At 69.8% G+C, this 22,143-nt stretch carries 17 protein-coding genes; 9 read left to right on the plus strand and 8 right to left on the minus strand.

Going from position 1 to position 22,143, the window contains the following annotated elements:
- Positions 1-142: 142 nt before the first annotated feature.
- Entirely contained in the window at positions 143-1,930 is a 1,788-nt protein-coding gene (locus AB0B96_RS36350; protein WP_362906241.1) for a hypothetical protein, read from the minus strand.
- 305 nt (positions 1,931-2,235) lie between these two features.
- On the opposite strand from AB0B96_RS36350, the gene AB0B96_RS36355 reads away from it, so the two are divergent.
- Positions 2,236-2,877: a DUF305 domain-containing protein gene (locus tag AB0B96_RS36355; protein WP_362906243.1), complete on the plus strand. Its 642-nt coding sequence runs from the start codon at positions 2,236-2,238 to the stop codon at positions 2,875-2,877.
- Positions 2,878-3,344: 467 nt separating this feature from the next.
- Here AB0B96_RS36355 and AB0B96_RS36360 read toward each other — a convergent pair whose 3' ends face one another.
- The gene (locus AB0B96_RS36360; protein WP_362906245.1) at positions 3,345-4,007 is read right to left on the minus strand and encodes a DUF305 domain-containing protein; all 663 of its coding nucleotides are present in this window, start codon (positions 4,005-4,007) and stop codon (positions 3,345-3,347) included.
- Between the two features lie 396 nt (positions 4,008-4,403).
- Here AB0B96_RS36360 and AB0B96_RS36365 point away from each other — a divergent pair, with 396 nt between their 5' ends.
- Positions 4,404-5,819, plus strand: coding sequence for a hypothetical protein (locus AB0B96_RS36365; protein WP_362906247.1), 1,416 nt, complete (start codon positions 4,404-4,406; stop codon positions 5,817-5,819).
- A gap of 289 nt (positions 5,820-6,108) precedes the next feature.
- On the plus strand, positions 6,109-7,440 hold the full coding sequence (locus AB0B96_RS36370) for a hypothetical protein (RefSeq protein WP_362906309.1): 1,332 nt from the start codon (positions 6,109-6,111) through the stop codon (positions 7,438-7,440).
- A 172-nt stretch (positions 7,441-7,612) separates the two neighbouring features.
- Here the strand turns inward: AB0B96_RS36370 and AB0B96_RS36375 are convergent, their stop codons facing one another.
- Positions 7,613-8,608, minus strand: coding sequence for an RDD family protein (locus tag AB0B96_RS36375; protein ID WP_362906249.1), 996 nt, complete (start codon positions 8,606-8,608; stop codon positions 7,613-7,615).
- A 37-nt stretch (positions 8,609-8,645) separates the two neighbouring features.
- Between AB0B96_RS36375 and AB0B96_RS36380 the strand changes: the two genes are divergently transcribed.
- A complete protein-coding gene (locus AB0B96_RS36380; protein WP_350946491.1) occupies positions 8,646-9,641 on the plus strand; it encodes a stage II sporulation protein M in 996 nt (331 codons plus the stop codon).
- Positions 9,642-9,813: 172 nt separating this feature from the next.
- Here AB0B96_RS36380 and AB0B96_RS36385 read toward each other — a convergent pair whose 3' ends face one another.
- From AB0B96_RS36385 to AB0B96_RS36405, 5 genes are all read right to left on the minus strand, one after another.
- A complete protein-coding gene (locus AB0B96_RS36385; RefSeq protein ID WP_362906251.1) occupies positions 9,814-11,178 on the minus strand; it encodes a DUF58 domain-containing protein in 1,365 nt (454 codons plus the stop codon).
- 2 nt (positions 11,179-11,180) lie between these two features.
- Positions 11,181-12,104 carry a MoxR family ATPase gene (locus AB0B96_RS36390; protein ID WP_350946616.1) on the minus strand — a complete coding sequence of 308 codons (924 nt, stop codon included), beginning with the start codon at positions 12,102-12,104 and terminating at the stop codon, positions 11,181-11,183.
- A gap of 110 nt (positions 12,105-12,214) precedes the next feature.
- Positions 12,215-13,483, minus strand: a complete 1,269-nt coding sequence (locus tag AB0B96_RS36395; RefSeq protein ID WP_362906253.1) for a DUF4350 domain-containing protein — start codon at positions 13,481-13,483, stop codon at positions 12,215-12,217.
- Positions 13,480-14,121: a DUF4129 domain-containing protein gene (locus tag AB0B96_RS36400; protein WP_350946494.1), complete on the minus strand. Its 642-nt coding sequence runs from the start codon at positions 14,119-14,121 to the stop codon at positions 13,480-13,482. Before AB0B96_RS36400 ends, AB0B96_RS36395 begins: the two co-directional genes overlap by 4 nt.
- Positions 14,106-15,413 (minus strand): hypothetical protein, encoded by a 1,308-nt coding sequence (locus AB0B96_RS36405; protein ID WP_362906255.1) that lies wholly within the window; start codon positions 15,411-15,413, stop codon positions 14,106-14,108. Before AB0B96_RS36405 ends, AB0B96_RS36400 begins: the two co-directional genes overlap by 16 nt.
- Positions 15,414-15,755: 342 nt before the next feature.
- Here AB0B96_RS36405 and mtrA point away from each other — a divergent pair, with 342 nt between their 5' ends.
- The 5 genes from mtrA (at position 15,756) to raiA (ending at position 22,105) form a co-directional block, all read left to right on the plus strand.
- Entirely contained in the window at positions 15,756-16,433 is a 678-nt protein-coding gene (gene mtrA, locus AB0B96_RS36410) for an MtrAB system response regulator MtrA (RefSeq protein WP_030907316.1), read from the plus strand.
- Between the two features lie 25 nt (positions 16,434-16,458).
- Positions 16,459-18,180: an MtrAB system histidine kinase MtrB gene (gene mtrB, locus AB0B96_RS36415; RefSeq protein WP_362906257.1), complete on the plus strand. Its 1,722-nt coding sequence runs from the start codon at positions 16,459-16,461 to the stop codon at positions 18,178-18,180.
- Between the two features lie 40 nt (positions 18,181-18,220).
- Entirely contained in the window at positions 18,221-20,098 is a 1,878-nt protein-coding gene (locus AB0B96_RS36420; protein WP_362906259.1) for an LpqB family beta-propeller domain-containing protein, read from the plus strand.
- Positions 20,099-20,197: 99 nt separating this feature from the next.
- Positions 20,198-20,902 (plus strand): phosphoribosyltransferase family protein, encoded by a 705-nt coding sequence (locus AB0B96_RS36425; protein ID WP_362906261.1) that lies wholly within the window; start codon positions 20,198-20,200, stop codon positions 20,900-20,902.
- A gap of 537 nt (positions 20,903-21,439) precedes the next feature.
- Complete coding sequence (gene raiA, locus AB0B96_RS36430; RefSeq protein ID WP_350946499.1) at positions 21,440-22,105, plus strand: ribosome-associated translation inhibitor RaiA; 666 nt, start codon at positions 21,440-21,442, stop codon at positions 22,103-22,105.
- Positions 22,106-22,143: the final 38 nt, after the last annotated feature.

Genomic DNA, 22,143 nt, shown 5'->3' on the forward strand with positions numbered 1-22,143 from the left:
ACGCGGCGATGACCCGGGTGGTGCGGGTGGTTTTCATGGGCTTGCTCCGTTTATGGGGGGCGGGGCCGGCCGGTCTGTCGGCCGGCCCCGGTTGAAAGTGGCGACGTTCAAGGGTGTGTGCTGTGTCGCCGTTGAGGTCGGGTCAGCAGCTGAGCGTGTTGTAGGCGGCGTTGTGGTCGGCGGTTACCGCCTGGCCGCCGATGGTCGCGGCGCCCGTGGCGGTCGCGGTGCCGGCGGCGAGCTGCGCGGTCCGGGTGTTGAAGGACTGGTAGGCCTGCTTGCCCGGGGCCACGTTGGCGAACGTCTTGGAACCGTAGGGGGTGGACAGGGCGATGTCGGCGGGCACGGTGCCGTTGTTGACGGCCGTGACCGCCAGGTGCGCCGTGGTACCCACGCAACGAGCCTGCGCGGTGAGGGCCACCGAGAGACCGGAGGTGAACTTCGTCTGGTTCTGCGGGTTGATCCTGTCGGTCTTCACGGCCGCCGCGGCGTTGATCTCGGCCTGGGTGAGGGACTCGCTCGGCTTCAGCTTGAAGGTGTCGAAACCGCGCACGATCTCGTTACCGTAGATGTGGCCGTTGTACCAGTAGGCGGACCAGAAGCCGCCGGTGACCAGCGAGGACGCGTTGACCGGGCCGCGGTCGAAGAACGCGATCTCCTTGGGGTTGGCGGAGTCGGTGAAGTCGAACACCGACAGGCCACCCTGGTACCAGGCCTGGACCATGACGTCACGACCGGGGACCGGGATGAGCGACCCGTTGTGCGCGACACAGTTCTCCGCCGTCGTCTGCGGCACCGGGAGCTTGTAGTAGCTCCTGAAGACGAGCTTGCCGTCGACGATGTCGTAGATCGAGTTCGCACCCCACGACGGCAGGTCGGTGGTCCGGCAGCGCGCACCGGAGCCGCCGCCCCACTCGTCGGTGAAGACGACCTTCGTGCCGTCGTTGTTGAAGGTGGCCGAGTGCCAGTACGCGTAGTTGGGGTCGGAGACCGCGTCGATCCGCTTCGGGTTCGTCGGGTCCGAGATGTCGATCAGGATGCCGTTACCCGCACAGGCGCCGGCGGCGAGACCGATCTCCGGGTACGACGTGATGTCGTGGCACTGGTTGGTGACCGGTGACGGCGACCAGTTGGTGCCGGCCGGGTGCTGCGGGGTGGGCGGCGTGTTCTGCAGCCCGTTGATCGCGCCGGTCTCCTCGTTGGTGAAGAGCCGGGGGTTGCTCACGACCGCGGCGTTCTGCGGAGCGGCGAGCGGAACCCGGATGACGTCGATCCGCCACAGCGAGGTGGCCGGGTCGGTCGCCGCCGTGTTGGCGCAGCCCGCGAGCTCCTGGCCGGAGCGCACGCTGGAGGTTCCGGAGACGTAGACGTACAGGTTCTCCGGCTCGTTCTTGCTCGTCACCAGCGAGTGCGTGTGCGAACCACGGCAGGTCTGCACCGCCGCCACCTGCGTCGGGTGCTCGATGTCGCTGATGTCGAAGATACGGACGCCGCGGAACCGGTCGGGGTTGACGGTTCCGGTGGCCCCCTGGGTGCCGCAGTCGATCCGACCGCGGGTCTCCTCGACCGACATGAAGAGCAGGTTCCCCTGCACCGACAGGTCGCCCTGCCCACCGGGGCAGACCACCGACGTCTTCAGAACGGGCGTGCTGCCCGTGGAGATGTCGTAGATGTTGAAACCGTTGTAGTTACCGGAGAACGCGTAGTTCCCACTGAACGCCAGGTCGGAGTTGAGGTACGAGCCGCTACCTGGGCTGGAGGGGTTGTAGAAGCCCTCCGGCCTGTCCAGGTGCGCGGTCTTCTCCAGGTTGCTGATGGCTTCCTGGGCGTCCAACCATCCGGCACCAAGACCGATGCGGGGGTCGACGTCGGCCGCCGCGGAGGCCGTGGCCGGCAGGAGTCCTGCCAACACCGCACCTATCGCGATCATCCCGAGCTTTTGTAGTCTGGCACGTCCCCCACGCGCCGAACGGCTACCTCTCACGGGCCGCTTCCCTTTCTTTCGGGCATCCCCTCCCTAGGTGATCTATCGCGAAGGGCGACCCGGGATCTGCCGGTGCCTCTTTGTGACGCCAGCTGGGGGGGAGATCCACTTTGGTGTTACACGCCGAACTGTAACGGAAGCGGCCTTGATGTTCTATACCCTGACATATCTACTGTTCCGGATGGCCGCTACCTAGAAGGGTGCAAGAGGTTCACATAATGACTTCACTGCCCAAATGGCGAAATGTAAGTATGTTCGTGATCGCGGTCGGCATGCTCGCCGGATGCACCACGGAGTCGCCCAAGGCGTCGGCCGCTCCGGTGATCGTTCAGCCGGGAGCCCCGGGAGATCGCGGACAGACGCTCGCCGCCTCCTCGATGCCAACGGTCGCGGACACCCTGTTCACCGCCGCCGACGTGCTCTTCATGCAGGGGATGATCCCGCACCACGCCCAGGCGCTGCGGATGACCGACCTGGTGCCCTCCCGCAGCAAGAACCGGGACATCACTTTGATCGCCCAGCGGATGCAGGCGTCCCAGGAGGACGAGGTCGCGCTGATGCGACGCTGGCTCCAGGACCGCGACCAGAAGGTGCCGGACGCGAACCACGATCACTCCGGCGCAGGTGGGGAGCTCATGCCCGGGATGCTGAACGAGGAGCAGTTCGCCGAGCTGAAGAAGGCCACGGGCAAGGACTTCGACCGGCTCTTCGTGCAATACATGATCATCCACCACACGGGCGCGCTCCAGATGGTCGAGAAGCTGTTCGCCGACGGTGGCGGCCAGGAAACGGAGATCTTCACCTACGCCTCCCACGTCGACGCCGACCAGCGCATCGAGATCGACCGCATGCAGAAGCTCCTCGCCCAGCTGGGCGGTCCCGCTTCAGGCTGATCGTCGTTCCCCCTCCCGGCCGGGGCGCGTTCGCCCGGGGAGGGGGCGGGAAAGGCGCGGGCGGGCGGCTGTTCCGGCGACGAGGACAATGGTCACCGATCTTTGATATTGGCCGTCGCCCAAGAGGGGGCGAACAGGAAAGAAGGTGGCCTGTAAATTTTTCTGAGGATCAAGTAAAGGGGTGAATCAAATTTTGTTCCGGCAAAGTCATGATTTGTCGGCCGAATTGTCGGGGCGGACGACTCGCTGATTCGCCGATTCGTGCCTGTTCCGTGTCCATTCCGTGTTCGTTCTATGGCCGTTCTATGGCCGGAGTCGATCCGGTCGAGGCGCTGGACGCCCTGCCGTGGGGCTACGACGTACGGTCAAGGCGACGGCGGTCCGCGCCGGGTGCGTGCTCAGGGATGAGCGTCCGGCGGAGGCGAAGCGCGGTGCGATCCTCGCGAGCCGTCCACGAAGGGGGCGAGTCAGAGCTCGGCCTGCATCTCCCGCATCCTGCGGATCTCGGCGGTCTGGGTGACCGAGATGTCGTTGGCCAGCTCCTCGACCCGCACGTGTGAGCCGGAGGTCAGGACCTGCTCGGACATCGCGAGGGCGCCCTGGTGATGCGCGATCATGAGCTGGAGGAAGAGCCGGTCGAAGTCCTTGCCCGAGGCGGCCTTGAGCGCCTCCATCTGCTCCGGCGTGGCCATGCCGGGCATGTCGCCGTGTCCGGCATGGTGTTCGGGAACCCGCTGCCCCTGCTGCTGGAGCCAGGTGGTCATGAACTGGATCTCCGGCCCCTGCGCGTCCTTGATGCGGGAGGCGAGGCCCTTGAGCCTGGTGTGCTCGGCCCTGGTCGGGGCGAGGGTGGCCATGTCGAGGGCCTGGCGGTGGTGAACGATCATGTCCTGGAGGTACTTCACGTCGGCCGCGTTCATGGTGGGCGAGGGCACGAGCGTGGCGGCCTCGCTCGGGTCGACGGTCCTGGCGGCCTCACCGGGCCTGCCCGGGACGATCACCGGCGCCGAGGCCTGGGCGGCCTCGGGGGTCGCGGGGGCCTCGGGCTCCGAGGTGCACGCGCTGAGAGACAGGGCGGCGACTACGGCGATGAGCGCGACGCGCACCCGGCCTCCTTCGTGAATGTCCATTACGTCCTTCCGCGGCCCGAGAGCCGGGGATATCGGCTTCCGGCCCCGGTGGGATCTGTCGATCCGCGGGTCGGGCACGTCCAAAGCTCCGCAGCTCCACGCACACACGGCATGCCCCGTCCCGTCTGGAACGCCACGTCCACCGTGGCCGCCGCGGAACACCCCAACCCTAACGGGTCGGCCGACGCGAGGAGAGGGGCCCATGCGGGAGATACGGGATGTTTCGGGCCGTATGTCCAGTGCCGCAAGACCGTAACCCCTCCGGGTGCTGTCCGTAAAGGCCGCATGTCGAAAACAGTTGCTGACACTGTGACAGCTTGCGTGACTGGCCGTACAGGATGGACGATTCAGACATTTATGCACGCTTTATCAGTGCATGGATCAAGGAGGTACATAGTGTCCACCCCCCCTGGGAAGGGCTTGACCAGCCGTTTCCTGTTCGTGGCCGGGGTCGCCGTCGCCACGGTTCTGGCCGCGGTACCCGCGCAGGCCGCTGACATTCCGGCGCCGGGCGAGATCGCCAAGAGCGAGAACGTCGAGCACGTCACCAACGTGCCCAAGCCGGCCAACCTGACAGACATCAACACCGACATGGCGTTCCAGGGCGACTACGCCTTCGTCGGCAACTACAGCGGCTTCTCGATCTACGACATCAAGAACCCGAAGAAGACCTCGGTGGTCAGCTCGGTGGTCTGCCCCGGCGGCCAGATGGACCTGTCCGTCCATGGTGACCTGCTCTTCGCCGCGGTCGACTCCTCGCGCAACAACGACTCCTGTAACAGCGTCGGCCAGAGCGCCGCGATCAAGGAGTCGTGGGAGGGCGTCCGGATCTTCGACGTCAGCGACAAGAAGAACCCCAAGTACGTCAAGGCGGTCGAGACCAACTGTGGCTCGCACACCCTGACTCTCGTCCCCGGCAAGGGCAGTGACAAGAAGAACGTCTACGTCTACGTCTCCTCCTACAGCCCGAACGCGTCGTTCCCCGACTGCCAGCCGCCGCACGACAAGATCTCGATCATCAAGGTGCCGGTGAAGAACCCGACGGCCGCCGAGGTCGTCGCCACGCCGGTTCTGTTCCCGGACGGCGGTAACCCGGGCGAGAGCCTGCCGTACCCCTACCGCACCTCGGCGACGAGCGGCTGCCACGACATCACCGTCTACGCGGAGAAGAACATCGCGGCCGGCGCCTGCATGGGCGAGGGCATCCTGATGGACATCTCCAACCCGGTCGACCCGAAGGTCACCGCCACGGTCCGTGACGACGAGAACTTCGCGTTCTGGCACTCGGCGACGTTCAACAACAAGGGCACCAAGGTCGTCTTCACCGACGAGCTCGGCGGCGGCAGCGCGGCCACCTGCAACGAGGCGATCGGCCCGAACCGCGGCGCCAACGCCTACTACGACATCGAGGACGGCCAGTTCGCCTTCAAGGGTTACTTCAAGATCCCCCGCCACCAGGACGACACCGAGAACTGTGTCGCGCACAACGGCTCGCTCATCCCGGTCAAGGGCAAGGACATCATGGTCCAGGCCTGGTACCAGGGTGGCATCTCGGTCGTCGACTTCACCGACTCGGCCAACGCGCAGGAGATCGCCTTCTTCGAGCGCGGCCCCGACAGTGCCCACCGGCTCAGCGGTGGCTTCTGGTCGGCGTACTACTACAACGGCCACGTCTACGGCAGCGACTTCAACCTTGGTCTTGACGTTCTGAAGATCAATGACGCTCGCCTCGACAAGGCGGACAAGGTCAAGTTCAAGGACCTGAACCCGCAGACTCAGGACTCCTACCAGCCCGACAACAAGGGGCACTGACCTCTGATGTGACGGTCGCCGGGCGCCGGACGGGCGCCCGGCGACCGTCGCTCGCGCCGGAACCCGGCGGTGGGCCACAAAAGGGGTAAGACCATAAACTTTTCTGGAGCGTAAGTAAAGAGGTTGAATTAAATTTTATTGTGACAAAGTCACGTGATGTTGACTCGGGCGTCAAGGTGGACGGTTTGCTAATTTATGCATGCCTTATGTCCGCTTCAAGGAGGCACCCGCAGTGTTCGCTCCCCGAAGGGTCGCCCGGACGTTGGCGGTGGTGGCCACGGCCGCCGCGATGCTGACGTCCACGGTCTCGGCCCAGGCCGCCGACATCCCTCCACCCGGCGAGGTCGTCACCAGCCCCAACGTGACACACGTCGGCACCCTGCCCAAGCTTCCCGGCCTTGAGACCACCGTCAACAGCGACATCGCCTTCCAGGGCAACTACGCCTACGTCGGCAACTACGGCGGTTTCTCGATCTACGACATCAGCAACCCGAAGCGCGCCAAGCTGGTCAGCGGCGTCCTGTGCCCCGGCTCCCAGATGGACGTGTCGGTCTACGACGACCTGCTGTTCGCCGCGGTCGACAACTCCCGCAGCGACGACTCCTGTAACAGCGTCGGCCAACCGGCCAGCGTCAAGGAGTCGTGGGAGGGTGTCCGGATCTTCGACATCAAGGACAAGAAAAACCCCAAGTACATCAAGTCGGTCGAGACCAATTGCGGCTCCCACACCCTGACCCTTGTTCCCGGTAAAACCGGGGACCGCAAGAACGTCTACCTCTACGTCTCCTCCTACAACCCGAGCGACACGTTCCCCGACTGCCTGCCGCCGCACGACAAGATCTCGATCATCAAGGTGCCGCTGCGCAACCCGACCGCCGCCGCCGTGGTCAAGACGCCGGTCATCTTCCCCGACGGGGGCAACGAGACGCAGCCGGGCCTGCTGTTGCCGACCAGCGGCTGCCACGACATCACCGTCTACGCGGAGAAGAACATCGCGGCCGGGGCCTGCATGGGTGACGGCGTCCTGTTCGACATCTCCGACCGGGAGAACCCGGTGATCACCGCGCGGACCACCGACCCGAACTTCGCGTTCTGGCACTCGGCGACGTTCAACAACAGGGGCGACAAGGTCATCTTCACCGACGAGCTCGGCGGTGGCGGCGCGGCGACCTGCAACGAGGCGATCGGCCCGAACCGCGGCGCCGACGCCATCTACGAGATCAAGCGCGGCAAGCTGGTCTTCAAGAGCTACTTCAAGATCGCTCGCCACCAGGCCGACAGCGAGAACTGCGTCGCGCACAACGGCTCGCTCATCCCGGTCAAGGGCAAGGACATCATGGTCCAGGCCTGGTACCAGGGCGGCGTCTCCTTCGTGGACCTCAGCGACCCGGCCCGTCCGAAGGAGATCGGCTACTTCGAGCGCGGCCCCGAGCCCGACGGCGGAGGCGGCGGCATCTGGTCGGCGTACTACTACAACGGCTATGTCTACGCCAGCGACTTCTACCGAGGGCTGGACGTCCTCAGGATCGACGACCGTCGCACCGACCCGGCCAAGAACGTCCGGATGGACCGGCTGAACGTGCAGACCCAGGCCTCCTACGGAGAGCACGGCCACCACTGACCGTCCGAGCGGCCGCCCCCGAGGGGACGCGGTCGCCCGCGAGGCGTACGTGAGGGGCGGTGGGCCTTCCCGCCGCCCCTTTTCCGTGCTCCGGATCCTGTGATCCGGCACGACGCTCTTCACCGGCGTGAGTGCCCGCCTGCGGGGAGGCGGGGGTGCGGAAGCCGTCAGGTCAGGCGGGGGGGACGAAGCCGCCGGGCGTGGAGTCGGGCCGCCGCGCGGGAGGCGGGGACGTGGGCGGGGGAGGGGCCGGGTGGGGCGACCCCGCCGGAGGCGGCAGGGGGATCCGCGGCTGCGACGGCCGGTGATCGGGCTGAGGCGCCGATCCGGGAGGCGCGTAAGGAGCAGGGACGTACGGAGCGGCGTACGGGGCGGGAGGGTGCGGCTGACCTGTCCACTGCCGCTCCGGCCGGTGCCCGCCGGTTCGCCGAGCCAGGCGCGCCTGCTCGCGGCGACGGCGTTCGGCCAGGACGGCGGTCAGGTAGGCGAACGGCGGCACACCCGGCGGGGCGGGCGGGGAGACGAAGGCCGACATCTCGGTGGCGATGCGCACGCCCATCTCGTGCTGGACGGCCGGGGCGAGGTCGTGCCAGCGCATGAGGTACTGCCGTGCGGTGGCCGCCACCTGCTCGGGCAGCCGCGACAGCTCCAGCGTCGCCGCCCACGAGGCGAGCATCGGCGGCATGTCCAGCGGCGGCCCGTACTGCCGCGGGACGCGCTCGGAGATCACGATGGTGCCGGAGAAGACGTCGCCGAGCCGCTTGCCCTTCTCCGAGATCAGCGAGCTGATCAGCGCGGGGGCACCGCTGAGCATCCAGAACTCCAGGACCCCCGCCAGCCCGCGGAACAGGGCCTGCCGGAACCGCTCGGGACCGCCGTCGTCGCTGACGACCCGCAGCCCCAGCGCGAGCTTGCCCAGGCTGCGCCCACGCGTGAGCGTCTCGAAGGTCACCGGGTAGCCGACGACCACGAGCACGGTGAGCACGATGTAGACCATCGTCGTCAGCGCCGGATCGTCCAGGAATCCCAGGTTGCCGACGAGGAGGGAGGCCCCCAGCAGGGTCACGATCTGGATCGCCATGTCGATCAGCAGTGCCGCGGCCCTGCTCGGGAGCTGGGCCACGCGGACCTCGACGACCACGGCCTCGCCGGTTACGACATCGGACACAACCAGCACCCTACCTTCGACTGGATAGGCTGATCGCGTGGACATCGACGCCTTTGTCACCGCGCACCGGCCCGCCTGGGATCGTCTCGAGGATCTGGTCCGGCGTCGCGGCTCGCTGGACGGCGCCGAGGTCGACGAGCTGGTCGACCTCTACCAGCGGGTGGCCACGCACCTGTCCCTCGTCCGCTCGGCCTCCGCCGATCCCATCCTGGTGGGCCGCCTGTCGGCGCTCGTCGCCCGAGCCCGCTCCGCGGTGACCGGGGCGCACACCCCGGCCTGGCGGGAGTTCGTCCGCTTCTTCACCGTCTCCTTCCCGGTGGTCGCCTACCGGGCCCGTCGCTGGTGGCTGGCCACGGGCGTCGCGTTCCTGCTGGTCTCCACGGTCGTCGCGGTCTGGGTGGGGGAGAACCCCGGGGTCCAGGCGGCGATCGCCACCCCCGAGGAGATCACCCAACTCGTCGAGCACGACTTCGCCGACTACTACTCGGAGAACCCGGCGACCTCGTTCGCCGGACAGGTCTGGGTCAACAACGCCTGGGTCTCGATGCAGGTCATCATGATGTCCGTCCTGCTCGGCCTGCCGATCCCGTACGTCCTGTGGGAGAACGCGCTCAACGTGGCCGTCTCCGCCGGGCTGATGGCCTCGCGCGGCAAGCTCGACATCTTCTTCGGGCTGATCACCCCGCACGGCCTGCTGGAGCTGACCGCGGTGTTCCTCGCCGCTGCCGTCGGCATGCGCCTCGGCTGGACGGTCGTCGACCCCGGTCCGCGCAGGCGCACGGAGGCTCTGGCCGAGCAGGGCAGAGCCGTGATGAGCGTGGCCCTCGGCCTGGTCGTGGTGCTGTTCGTCTCCGGGCTGATCGAGGGCCTGGTCACGCCCTCGGGGTTGCCCACCTGGGCGCGGATCGGCATCGGGGTGGTCGCGGAGGTCGCGTTCCTCGCCTACGTGATCTTCTTCGGCCGCCGCGCCGTGGCCGCGGGCGAGAGCGGGGACATCGAACGTGCCCCCGACCTGGCTCCGAGCGCCGGCTGAGCGTTCCGCGGCCCCGGCTGAGCGCGCCGGCTGAGCGTTCGGCCCCGGCGGAGTGCCCGGCCCAGGCCGGACTCCGGTGGCTCGGAGTGCCGCGTGAGCGCCACGCGGCCCCGGGCGTCGAACCCCCGAGGCTCCGGGCGGCCGACTGGGCACCGGTGCGTGCCGGGGCGGCTCAGAGCCGCCCGGCCGCCTTCAGCGCCAGGTAGGCGTCGGCGAGGGCCGGGGCGATCTGGTCGGGGGCGGTGTCCACGACCTCCACCCCCTGACGGCGCAGCAGGGTGGTGATCCTGCGCCGTCCCGCGCGCAGATGCTCGGCCGCCGCCGCGCCGTAGACCAGCTCGGAGGTGCCGCGCCCGGCGGCCATCTCGGCCACCTGGGGGTCGGAGACGGCGGCCAGGAGCACCAGGTGCCGCGAGGAGAGGCGGGGAAGGACGGGCAGCAGCCCCTCCTCCAGCGCCGCCGGGTTGAGGTCGGTCAGCACGACGACCAGGCAACGTCGCCTGGCCCGCGCCATGACGGCCGCGACCATCCCCGCGGAGTCGGCCTCGACCAGTTCGGCCTCGATCGGGGCCATGGTGTTGACCAGGGACGACAGCAGCTCCGTACGGCCGGTGCCGGACACCCAGGCGCGCACCCCCCGGTCGTGGGCCATGAAGTCGACCCGGTCGCCCGCCCGGGAGGCGAGGGCGGCCAGCAGCAGCGCCGCGTCCATCGACCAGTCGAGGCGGGGCCAGCCGGGCACGACCCGCGACCCGCTCCCGGCGCCGGTCCTCGGCACCTCCCCGGCCAACGGGATCGGGGCGGTGCCCACCCGTCCGGCCGAGGTACGGCCGGTGTCGAGCACGATCAGCACCCGGCGGTCGCGCTCGGGCCGCCAGGTGCGGACCACGACGTCGTCGCGGCGCGCGGTGGCCCGCCAGTCGATCGAGCGGACGTCGTCGCCGACCACGTACTCCCGCAGCGAGTCGAACTCGGTGCCCTGCCCCCGGATCATCGACGGGTGCCGGCCCTCCAGCTCCCTGAGCCTGGACAGCTTGGCGGGCAGGTGCTTGCGGCTGAGGAACGGCGGCAGCACCCTGACCGACCAGGGCACCCGGTGTGAGCCCTGGCGGGCCGCCACACCCAGCGGGCCCAGCGTCCGCACCGTCACCGTGACCGCCTCGCGGTCGCCCCTGCGGGTGGGGGTGAGCGTCGTGACCAGCCGGCGGCGCTCGCCGGGGGGAACGTCCAGCGGCAGGTGCCGGGGCGTGGCGCCCGCGGAGGGCGGCCAGGCGTCCCTGAGCACGCCGCGCACCCTGCGTGGGCCGGGGTTCTCCACGATCAGCTCGACCGTGACCGACTCGCCGAGCCGTACCAGCCGCTCGCCCGAGCGGGTGAAGCGCAGCGGGCGCACGCTCCCGGCCAGCAGCAGGTCGACCGCGACCAGCGCCACGATCAGCAGCGCCACCCCGGCCACGGCGAGCCCGGGCCGGGGGGCGAACAGCACGGCCAGGGTGCCCAGCAGCGCCAGCAGCGCGGCCCGTCCTGTCAGCGCCATGGTCAGCGGGGGACGGGGACGGAGGCGAGGATGGCGTCGATGAGGCCGTCGGCGGTCGCGCCCTCCAGCTCGGCCTCGGGACGTATCTGGATCCGGTGCCGCATCGCGGGCCTGGCCAGCGCCTTGACGTCGTCGGGCGTCACGTAGGTGCGGCCGGACAGCCACGCCCAGGCCCGCGCCCCGGCGAGCAGCGCGGTGGCGCCGCGCGGGGAGACACCGAGCTGGAGCGAGGGCGACTGGCGGGTCGCCCGCGCGATGTCCACGATGTAGCCGAGCACCTCGGGGCCCACGTGGACCTTGCCGACCGCCGCGCGTCCCGCGGCGAGGTCGGCGGCGCCTGCCACGGCCTTGACGTGCGAGAGGTCGCGCGGGTCGAAGCCGAGCGCGTGCCGCTCCAGCACCGCGATCTCCTGGTCGCGAGGCGGCAGCGGGACGGTCAGCTTGAGCAGGAACCGGTCGAGCTGCGCCTCGGGCAGCTGGTAGGTGCCCTCGTACTCGACGGGGTTCTGGGTGGCGGCCACGATGAACGGGTCGGGCAGCGCGCGCGCCGCCCCCTCCACGCTGATCTGACGCTCCTCCATCGCCTCGAGCAGCGCGGCCTGCGTCTTCGGCGGCGTGCGGTTCACCTCGTCGGCGAGCAGGAGGTTCGTGAAGACCGGCCCCTCTCGGAACTCGAACTCCGACGTCTTCGCGTCGTAGATCAGCGAGCCGGTGATGTCGCCCGGCATGAGGTCGGGGGTGAACTGCACCCGCTTGAAGTCGAGTGAGAGCGCCGCCGACAGTGTCCTGACGAGCAGGGTCTTGGCGACGCCGGGCACGCCTTCGAGCAGCACGTGGCCCCGGCAGAGCAGCGCGATCACCAGCCCGGTGACCACGGCGTCCTGGCCGACGACCGCCTTGGAGACCTCGGCGCGCAGGGCTCCCAGCGCCTCCCTGGCCTGGTCCGCGCTCTGCGCGGCGGGTACGGCGGATGCGCCGGGCGCGGTCCTCGCGACGGAGGCCGCCTCGGTGAGACCGTCGTTCCCCGGTGGTGTGGTCACGACTTTCCGACCTGCCTTTCCAAGATGTCCATGTATTCGGCAAGGGCTACCAGCCCCGCCTCGTCGACCGGCGGAGGTCCGTACAGGGCGGCGCCGACGTGCGACGCCGCCTGGCCGGTCCGCTCGGCGATCGCGTTCACCAGCGCGTCGGGGCCGGTCCCCGGTGGCAGCCCGAGGCGGGGGGTGACCCGGTCGGTGAAGCCCGCGCGCAGGGCCGCGGCGGCCCGGTCGCGGGCCCGCCGTGCCCGGTAGAGCCTGGCACGTCCCTCGACGGTCTCGGCCGCCCGCACGACGACGGGCAGCCGCTCGGCCACCACGGGACCGAGCCTGCGGCCCCGCCAGAGCGCGAGCAGCAGCACCGCGAGGAACACCTGGACCACGGCCCACTTGACCCCTGGGGGGACCAGGTCGTAGAAACCCTCCCTGCGGTCGCCCGCCTGGGGGGTGGCCTCGGGAGGCGTGAGCCAGAGCAGGGTGGGCCGCCCGCCGGCGAGGTTCGTCGCCAGCGCGGCGTTGCCGTCCTCGGCGAGCCGCAGGTTGGTCATGAACTGCGCGTCGCCCGCGACGGTGACCGTCCGGTCCCCCACGCTGTGGGAGACCAGGGTGGGCTTCCCGCCCGCCGGGTAGCAGCCGATCGCCCCGGCGGGCAGGGTGAGGGTCACGCCGCCGCTGTAGGCGCTGCCCGCCCTCGTCGCGGCCGGCAGCGCGCACCGGGGCTCGCGGGAGCGCGCCCGCGCCTCACCCACCGGGGCCACCCCGGGCGCGAGCAGGTCCAGGTGCTCGGGTACGCCCACCACCAGCAGGTCCGAGGGGGCGGCGGCGAGCAGCTCCGCCTCGTCCTCGTCGAGCGGGAAGGTCCGGCCCACCAGAAGGGTGCTGCCCTCGGGGCCCGCCTGCTCGGCCAGCGACGCGGCCTCCTCGGCCGAGGTGACCCGGGTGACCCGCACCCCGTTCGCCTGCAGCAGCCGGGCCAGGCCCTTGCCTCCCGAGAGCGAGGTGTCGGCGGGGTCGAGGGGTCTTTCCGGTCCGCCGGAGCCTCCGAGCAGCACGCCGGCGACGGCGACGGCGACCACGAGGAGCGCCACCAGCAGGATGCCCCTGCCGCCGCGCCAGAGGCCGCCCGCGGTCGGCGAGGTGGAGGTCGTCGCGGAGGCCCGCGTCGCGTTCCCTGGGTTCCCAGCGTTCCCTGAGTTCCCTGGGTTCCCAGGGTTCCCAGCGTCCTCGGCGGAGGCCGATCCCGTCCTTCCCGGCGGGGCGAGGCTCATGGCGCGTCCGCCCGTACGACGGGCGCGGGGCGGGCCGTGCGCAGGTGCTCGTCGAGGTCGCGCATGATCCCGTACGCCTCGGGCGTGCCGGGCACCTCGCCGTAGGTCACGTCGTCGAACACCCGCGCCGCCGCGGCGAGTTCGGAGGCGAGCGCGGGCAGGGCTCGGCCCGCCTCCACGGCGAGCTCGTCGGCGGTGCGACCGGGGGTGTGGTCGATGATCACGCGGTCCTCCAGATCACGGGCGACGGCACGGAGCCGTTCGCGGACCGCCTCGGCCCATCGGGCCTCCGCCGCCAGCCGCTCGGCGGCCTCGCGGTGCTCGGCGGCGCTGAGGCGGCGGTCGCCGAAGATCCCGCCCTCGCGGGTGCCGCCGCCCCCGGCGGTCCTGCGGGCGACCAGGAGCAGCGCGACGACGATCCCGATCACGATCACGAGCAGGGCCGCCCGTGCCGCCAGGCTGCCGACGGTGCCCATGGACTCCTGGTCGAGCAGGTCGCCGAGAAACTGGTTGATGTTGCGCCAGACGCGGTCGAGCAGGGACTCCTTGGCGTACTCGGATCTGAGCAGCTCCTGGATCGCCTGGCGCCGCGCCTCTTCGCGCCCGATGTCGACGGGGGACGTCAGGAATGGGGCCACGGGGCTCCCTGGCCGGGGGGCTCGTGCCGCGCGGGGCCCGCGGGTGTGATGGAGGGGTCCCACAGATCGTCGGCCGACGCGTGGACCCAGCCCTGTCGCCGCTGCTCGATCGCCGCGGTCTGGAGCACCAGGTCGAACGCCTCGGAGCGCATCCGCCGGTCGGCGTAGAGCAGGCCGTTCACCCCTGCCTGGAGGGGATAGGTGATCATCGAGCCGAGGGTGACGCCCACCGCGATGAGGATCGCCGCGGCGATCCGCGCGCCGTCCGAGCTCTCGCCGAGGAGGACGAGGAAACTCCCGCCCAGGACGAAGGGGAAGGAGAGCAGCTGGCCGACGAGGAACGCGATGATCTGGGTGAGGATCACGATGCCGAGCGTTCGCCAGAAGCCGCCGGAGACGAGGTGCCAGGACCTGAGCAACGAGTCGACGACGCCGCGCCGCTCCAGCACCGCGGCCGCGGGGGCGAGCACCAGCCGGGTGCTGACGAAGAAGGCGTAGGCCACGTAGGCCAATATCGCCACCACGCCCACGATCGCGATCACCCCGACACCGGCCCCCGCCGAGCCGAGCGCGAAGAACACACCGATGATCATGGCCATCGGGACGAGCAGGATCACGAGGTTGACGACGACGAGCCCGAACAGCGTGGGCACCCGGCTCCGGGTCAGCGTCCATGCCTCGCCGGCCGTCATCTTGCCGCCGAAGACCGCGCGGCCCAGGATGCGGGTGATCACGCCGGTGAGCAGCGTCACGGCGACGAACTGGATCGCGTAGGAGAGCAGGCTGCCGCCGTACTGGGAGAGGAAACTCCCCTCGTCGGGGGCCGCGTTCGGGTTCTCCAGGAGCGGGGTGATGGATTCGAGCGCGATCACCTGCCCGATCGCGAGGGGGATCGCGCCCAGCGCGGCGGCGATCGCCGACAGGCCCAGGACGCTCTTGGGGTTGGAGCGCATCAGCTTGATCGCCCCGTCGAGGATGTCGCCCACGCCGAGCGGCCGCAGCGGGATGATGCCGGGGCGCATCGCGGGAGGCGGCATGTGCGCGCCGTACGGCGGCGGCCCGTAGGGGCCCTGCTGGTACGGCTGCTGGTGCGGCGGCTGCCCGTATGGTGCCTGGCCGTGGGGCTGCCAGGGTCCCTGAGGGGGCCCCTGCGGCGGCGCGGGAGGATCGGGCGCGGGGCCGGGGGCGGTCCACGGGGATCCCTGGGCGTTGCCGTACGGCGGGGGTTGGTTGGACGCCCAGCCCGTGGGCGTGCCGGGATCGCCGGGACTGGAGCCGTGACCGTCTGACATATCCCAATCCTGGCATGTGGACACACCATCCGTGGTGATCGGGTGATCACACGAACGTTTCGTCCCCCTGAAGGAAGGGTGGAGATGCCGGAGGGATGGCCGAGACACCGTGGTTTACCGCAGACTGTGAACGTGGTCATCACCGCCCGGTGCCCGCAGTCACCGGGTCGGCGGCGGCCGTGGGGGGCGTAACTGCGCGTTTTACGTTGAGTACGCCTAAAATTCGTCAGTTGGACGCCCCGTCGTTGGCCGGTGTCATCCAGTAGGCGGACGAGGGTAATCTTCGATGATCGACCGATTTATCACGATAACTCCCGAACTGCGTAAACCGAATGAGGGGCCATGAAAGGACGCGTGCTGGTCGTCGACGACGACGCGGCTCTCGCCGAGATGCTCGGTATCGTGCTGCGCGGAGAGGGCTTCGAACCCTCCTTCGTCTCCGACGGCGACAAGGCACTCGACGCGTTCCGCGACACCCGGCCGGACCTGGTCCTGCTCGACCTGATGCTGCCGGGGGCCGACGGGATCGACGTCTGCCGCCGCATCAGGGCCGAGTCCGGGGTGCCGATCGTCATGCTGACCGCCAAGAGCGACACCATCGACGTGGTGCTCGGGCTGGAGTCGGGGGCCGACGACTACATCGTCAAGCCCTTCAAGCCCAAGGAGCTCGTCGCCAGGGTCCGCGCCCGGCTGCGCCGCACCGACGAGCCGACGCCGGAGATCCTGCAGATCGGCGACATCACGATCGACGTCGCCGGGCACTCGGTGAAGCGGGAGGAGGAGACCATCAACCTCACCCCGCTGGAGTTCGACCTGCTGGTCGCCCTCGCCAGGAAGCCTCGCCAGGTCTTCACCCGCGAGGTCCTGCTCGAACAGGTCTGGGGCTACCGCCACGCGGCCGACACCCGTCTGGTCAACGTACACGTCCAGCGGCTCCGGGCGAAGATCGAGAAGGATCCCGAGCACCCCGAGATCGTCGTGACGGTCCGCGGGGTCGGGTACAAGGCCGGACCGGCCTAGCCGACCTCTTCCCCGGACCCCCGAGATGCCTCCCGCACCGAAAAAACGCCGTCGCACCCCGCGCCAGCTGCTGCGGGGTGTCCGGCGTCGTGTCCGGCGCGTCGCCGGCCGGGCGCGACGCGTCTTCTGGCGCTCGCTCCAGCTGCGCGTGGTCACCAGCACGATGGTCATCTCCATCGTGGTCGTCGCCGTGCTCGGCGTCTTCCTGATGCAGCAGATCATCAGGACCACCCTGGAGACCAGGGAGAGCGCGGCCAAGAGCGAGGCGCAGGCCGACAGGAACGCGGTGCTCGGCTATCTCAGCCAGCCGGCGGCCGAGGCCGCCAAGCAGGCCGCGGAGCCGGGCCAGGCGCTGCAGCCGCCGGGAAGCAGCCCGCTCAGCCAGGCCACGGAGGCGCTCGCGCGGCGCGCGGGCTCGGCCAGCCGCTACTCGGTGATCATCCGTAACGAGACGCTGCCGGGGGCGTTCTACGGAACCACGGACATCGACCCCGTCAGCATCCCGCCCAGGCAGCGTGAGGAGCTGTTCAAGAAGGAGGCCGGCGAGGACAGCACCTGGTACACCCCGCTGTACTACAAGGGACAGCCGGAGCAGCCCGTGCCCGGCATGATCATCGGCACCCGCCTCGACTCGTCGTACGAGATCTACCACCTCATCCCGCTGGACAAGGAGGAGCAGACCCTCGCCTCGGTGCAGCAGATGATCATCCTTGTCGGCGCCGGCCTCGTGCTGCTGCTGGCCGTGATCTCCTCCCTGGTCACCCGCCAGGTCGTCACGCCGGTGCGGCTGGCCAGGCAGGCCGCCGAGCGGCTGGCCGCCGGGCGCCTGGACGAGCGGCTGAAGGTGCGCGGCGAGGACGACCTCGCCCGGCTGGCCGCCTCCTTCAACGAGATGGCCGCCAACCTGGCGCTGAAGATCCACCAGCTGGAGGAGCTCTCCCAGGTCCAGCGCCAGTTCGTCTCGGACGTCTCGCACGAGCTGCGCACCCCGCTCACCACCGTGCGGATGGCCGCCGACCTGCTCTTCGACGCCCGCGAGGACTTCGATCCGATGGCCGCCAGGTCGGCGGAGCTGATGCAGAACCAGCTCAACCGGTTCGAGGCGATGCTCGCCGACCTTTTGGAGATCAGCCGCTACGACGCGGGCGCGGCCGACCTCGACGTCGACTCCGTGGACGTCAGGGACGTGGTGCTGCGCGCCGTCGCCGACTCCGAGGCGCTGGCCGAGCGCCACTCCACCCGCTTCGACCTGCGCCTTCCCGGCGAGCCGTGCATGGCGGAGATGGACAGCCGCAGGGTCGAGCGCATCCTGCGCAACCTGCTGTTCAACGCGATCGAGCACGGAGAGGGCCGCGACATCGTCGTCTCGGTCGCCGCCGACAGGGACGCGGTGGCGGTGGCCGTACGCGACCACGGGGTGGGACTGAGAGCCGGCGAGGAGAACCTGGTCTTCGACCGTTTCTGGCGGGCGGACCCGTCCCGGGCGCGCACGATCGGCGGTACGGGCCTGGGGCTCGCCATCTCCCGCGAGGACGCCATCCTGCACGGCGGCTGGCTGCAGGCGTGGGGCTCGCACGGGGAGGGCTCGCAGTTCCGGCTCTCGCTGCCCAGGGTGGCGGGGGCGGTGCTGCGGGGCTCGCCGTTGCCGCTCGTACCCCCGGAGGTGGAGATGCGGCGCACCTGGCGAGGGCACATGACGCCGGTGCTGTCGCCGGCGGCGGCCGACGGGGGGCGCGATGCGGACTAGGACGGGCAGGACGGGAGGCGCGCGACGCCGGCCGGAGCCTGTGGGGAGCGCGACGCGGGCCGTCGGCGGAAGGGCGCGGCGACGGCCCGAGCCGGTCGGTGGCGCCGCGCGGACCGGTGTCCGCGGGGGGCGGTACGCGGCGCTGAGGGGAGGCGCGCGGAACGCGGGGACGGTGATCCTCGCGATCGCCCTCGTCTACGCGGTGAGCGCCTGTTCGGTCATCCCCACCGGAGGCAAGTCCGTCGTCGCCGTCGACAACGAGCGCAAGGGCAACCCGCTGGGCGACCCGTACGCCCGGGTCATCGCGATGCCGCCGAAGGTCGGCTGGTCGCCGGAGGATGTCGTCACCGGCTTCCGCGCGGCGATGGCGAGCCTCGACGACCCCGCCTTCCAGGTCGCCCGCGAATACCTCACCGGCGACTTCGCCACCAAGTGGAACCCGCGCAGCGGCGTCACGGTCTACCGGCAGGGCACGTACGAGAAGTTCGCGCCCCTCCGCGACGAGGACAAGCAAGCCCAGGTGACGCTCAAGGGCAGCAAAACCGCGATCATCGACCAGGACGGCCGATATCGCCCGAGCGGCGGCACGCTGAACCAGGCGTTCACCCTCGCCAAGGACGCGAACGGCGAGTGGCGCATCAGCGCGGCCCCCGACGGGCTCCTGTTGTCCGAGGCCGACGTCGCCCGCGGCTACCTGCCCGTCGACCTGTACTTCCTCGACTCCCAGTGGAAGGGCCTGGTCGTCGACCAGGTGCGGGTGCCGATCGACCCGGCCGCCAACTTCGCCAAGACGACGGTCGAGCGGCTGATCAGGGGGCCGAGCAGTTCCCTCAAGGACGCGGTGCGCACCGCCTTCACCGGCACCGAGCTCATCGACGTCACCATCGAGAACAACCGGGTCGTCGTCGACCTCACCAGGCGGGTGGACTCCGACCTGATCGACCCGATGTCGGCCCAGCTCGCCGCGACGCTCGCCGCGCTCACCAAGGGCGGCTGGGGCTTCGAGGTCACCGTGAACGGCGAGTCGTACTATCCCGACGCGTCCCTCCAGATCGACGCTCAGGAGCATTCGAACTTCGACCCCTGGACGACCCCCGACGCCGTCTACCCGTTCTATCTCGCGGGTGGCGCGCTGCGGCTGCTGGACAAGGAGAACGTCGGGCGGCCCGTGCCCGGAAGGGCCGGTCAGAAGGGGGTGGGGACCCACCCCGCGATCAGTGGCCAGCCCGTACAGCAGGTGGCGGTGCTCTCGGGAGACGGCAGGAGCGTCTCCGTCGCGCCGCTCGCCGCGGGCGGTGAGTGGCGCGACTGGAGCACGGGGGTCTCCCTCGCCCCGCCCGCCTGGGACCGCTATCACACGCTCTGGACGGTCGACCGGCCCAACGACCACGCCTCGGTCATCACCCGGCACGACGGCGACAACAAACACCGGTACCGGGTGTCGGCCCCGGACCTGGAGACGTTGTACGTCAAGTCGCTCAAGGTCGCGCGGGACGGCGTGCACGTCGCCGTGATCGTCAAGGACGGGCTGGGCGAGCAGGTCCAGGTCGGCACCGTCATCGGAGAGCGGGAGAACACCCGCGTCACCAACCTCCAGACCGTGGTCAACGCCGACGGCAACCGGACGATCAAGGACATCGCCTGGAAGGACGGCAAGACCCTGTACGCGCTCACCGGCAAGTCGGAACTGCTCGAGGCCTCGGTCTCCGCCGAGCCCAAGTCGCTGCCCTTCGACTCCCGGATCGAGAGCATCACCGCCCTGGACGGCACCCTGCTCGCCGGAGCCAGGGACGAGCAGGGGGCCCGGCAGGTCCTGTTCTGGAACTCCACCAGGTGGGAGTCGCTGGTCAAGAACGAGACCGGGACCACGGACTTCACGGAGGACGGTCCCGCCTTCCCGGCCTTCCCCCTGAGCTGAGTCGAGCGACTCCTTCCATCGCCTCCGGCGGGGGACCGAACCCCCCTCCGGTACCCTGGGCTGGGCTTTTTTGTCGGTGCCGTATGCAACCTTGGATCCGTGACGACCGCCATGCTCGACCTGATCCTGCCGCCCCGCTGCGCCGGATGCGACGCGCTGGGCGCCCTCGTCTGCCCCCGTTGCGCGAAGGAGCTGCACGGGGCACCCGCCCTCCGGATGCCGGACCCCGTTCCGCCAGGCCTGCCCGAGTGCTGGTCGGCGGCCGAATACACCCCCGCCGTGCGGCGAGCGATCATCGCCTACAAGGAGCGCGGTCGCACGGCCCTCGCCCCTCCGCTGGCCGGGGCCCTCGCCCTCGCGGTGGCGACGGCGGCCGGCGAGCGGCCGGTGCTGCTGGTGCCGGTGCCCAGCGCCCGCCCGGCCCTGAGGCGCCGCGGGCACGACCCGGTGACCCGGCTCGCGACGCTGGCGGCCGGTTACCTCCGCGAGGCTGGCTGGCCCGCGAGCGTGGCACGGGTGCTCGCCCAGCGCCGCCGCGTCGCCGACCAGGCGGGGCTGAGTTCCCTCCAGCGGGCCGCCAATCTCTCCTCCGCCTTTACGGTCACGATCGGCCGCAACGAGCCTGTGCCGCGCTCCTGGGGCGGTACGGAGGCGATTGTGCTGGTCGACGACGTCGTCACCACCGGTGCGACGCTCGCGGAGGCGGCGAGGGCGATGCGCGAGGCGGGGCTCACGCCCTCCCTCGCCGCCACGGTCGCCGCGACACGCCGGAGATCGAAAACCGGTGATCGCGACGGATCGTGACGCAGGGTGAGGTGGTGACCCGATTGTGGGGTCACCTCGACGCCACACCTCACTGTCCTGACCGTCTCGACGATGCCCTCATGGCTGCTCAAGAACGTGAGAAGCCCTCGCCGCTCCCGCCGTCGCCTTCCAGGAGCGGGAGCCCCGGAGCCGGTCGCCCGGTCCTGGATTACGCAAAGTGATCCTTTGGCCCACGGTCAGGCTGACATTCGGCCGGGATGCGGATAGCGTCTGAGCCATGGCACCCGCTCGGGTCCGTGGTTGCACCGGACCGACCTCCGCGAGGAGGCCGGCCCGGCTAGCCGATGCCAGCCGCAGGCGAAACGGTCCACGTAAGACGACTTCTCGTCGATCGATCACGGTGCGGCTTAGAGGTAAGTCCTGCCTTCCCAGGGAGCCAGATGTTCCTTGCCAGAAGAGAAGGGCATGTAGTGGCAAAGAGCTGCGAAACCCTCAGCAGGCGGATGTGGGGACGAAGACCAGGTCGGCCGAGCGGGTGTCGCAATACCACCGTCGAGGTTCGAAGGGGGGCTGTGCATGGAGATCATCGTCAAGGGTCGGCACACCGGAGTGAGTGACCGATTCCGAGACCAGGTGAATACCAAGCTGGCCAGGATCGAGCGTTTGGACCACAAGCTCATCCGCGTTGACGTGGAGGTGTCCAAGGAAAGTAATCCGCGTATCGTCGACCAGCGAGAGCGCGTCGAGCTCACCATTCATTCACGTGGTCCCGCGATCCGGGCGGAGGCTTCGGCCGACGACCGATTCGCCGCCCTTGACATCGCACTCGGCAAGCTCGAAGGACGGCTGCGGCGGCTCGCCGACCGCAGGAAGATCCATCACGGCAACCACTGCCCGCCCTCGGTCGCCGAACTGACGGCCACCGCGCTCGCCGAATCCTTCGACACCGCCCCGGCTCATCTGTTCACCGAGCAGTCGCCGGCCGCGTCCAAGAGCGAGGCCGACGCCGACGTCACGGAGGACAAGAGCATCATCCCGATCCAGATGGACGGGGACGGTCCGCTGATGGTCAGGGAGAAGTTCCACGAGGCCGATCCGATGACCGTCGATCAGGCCCTTCTTGAGATGGAACTCGTGGGACACGATTTCTACCTCTTCCGTGACAAGGAGAGCGGGCAGCCAAGCGTCGTATACCTCCGACAGGGGTACAACTACGGCGTGCTGCGGCTCGTTGAGCCCTGAAGAACGCGTTCGAAGATCCTCTCCGACCAACCGAGGAC

Source organism: Streptosporangium sp. NPDC049046, from assembly GCF_040649155.1.
In the GTDB taxonomy this organism is placed as follows: domain Bacteria; phylum Actinomycetota; class Actinomycetes; order Streptosporangiales; family Streptosporangiaceae; genus Streptosporangium.

Bases quoted from the DNA above. Each gene is read 5' to 3' on its own strand.
- AB0B96_RS36350 (WP_362906241.1), bottom strand. From the start codon at position 1,930: ATGATCGCGATAGGTGCGGTGTTGGCAGGACTCCTGCCGGCCACGGCC.
- AB0B96_RS36405 (WP_362906255.1), bottom strand. From the start codon at position 15,413: ATGTCAGACGGTCACGGCTCCAGTCCCGGCGATCCCGGCACGCCCACG.
- mtrA (WP_030907316.1), top strand. From the start codon at position 15,756: ATGAAAGGACGCGTGCTGGTCGTCGACGACGACGCGGCTCTCGCCGAG.
- AB0B96_RS36360 (WP_362906245.1), bottom strand. From the start codon at position 4,007: ATGGACATTCACGAAGGAGGCCGGGTGCGCGTCGCGCTCATCGCCGTA.
- AB0B96_RS36395 (WP_362906253.1), bottom strand. From the start codon at position 13,483: ATGAGCCTCGCCCCGCCGGGAAGGACGGGATCGGCCTCCGCCGAGGAC.
- raiA (WP_350946499.1), top strand. From the start codon at position 21,440: ATGGAGATCATCGTCAAGGGTCGGCACACCGGAGTGAGTGACCGATTC.
- mtrB (WP_362906257.1), top strand. From the start codon at position 16,459: ATGCCTCCCGCACCGAAAAAACGCCGTCGCACCCCGCGCCAGCTGCTG.
- AB0B96_RS36370 (WP_362906309.1), top strand. From the start codon at position 6,109: ATGCTGACGTCCACGGTCTCGGCCCAGGCCGCCGACATCCCTCCACCC.
- AB0B96_RS36355 (WP_362906243.1), top strand. From the start codon at position 2,236: ATGTTCGTGATCGCGGTCGGCATGCTCGCCGGATGCACCACGGAGTCG.
- AB0B96_RS36385 (WP_362906251.1), bottom strand. From the start codon at position 11,178: ATGGCGCTGACAGGACGGGCCGCGCTGCTGGCGCTGCTGGGCACCCTG.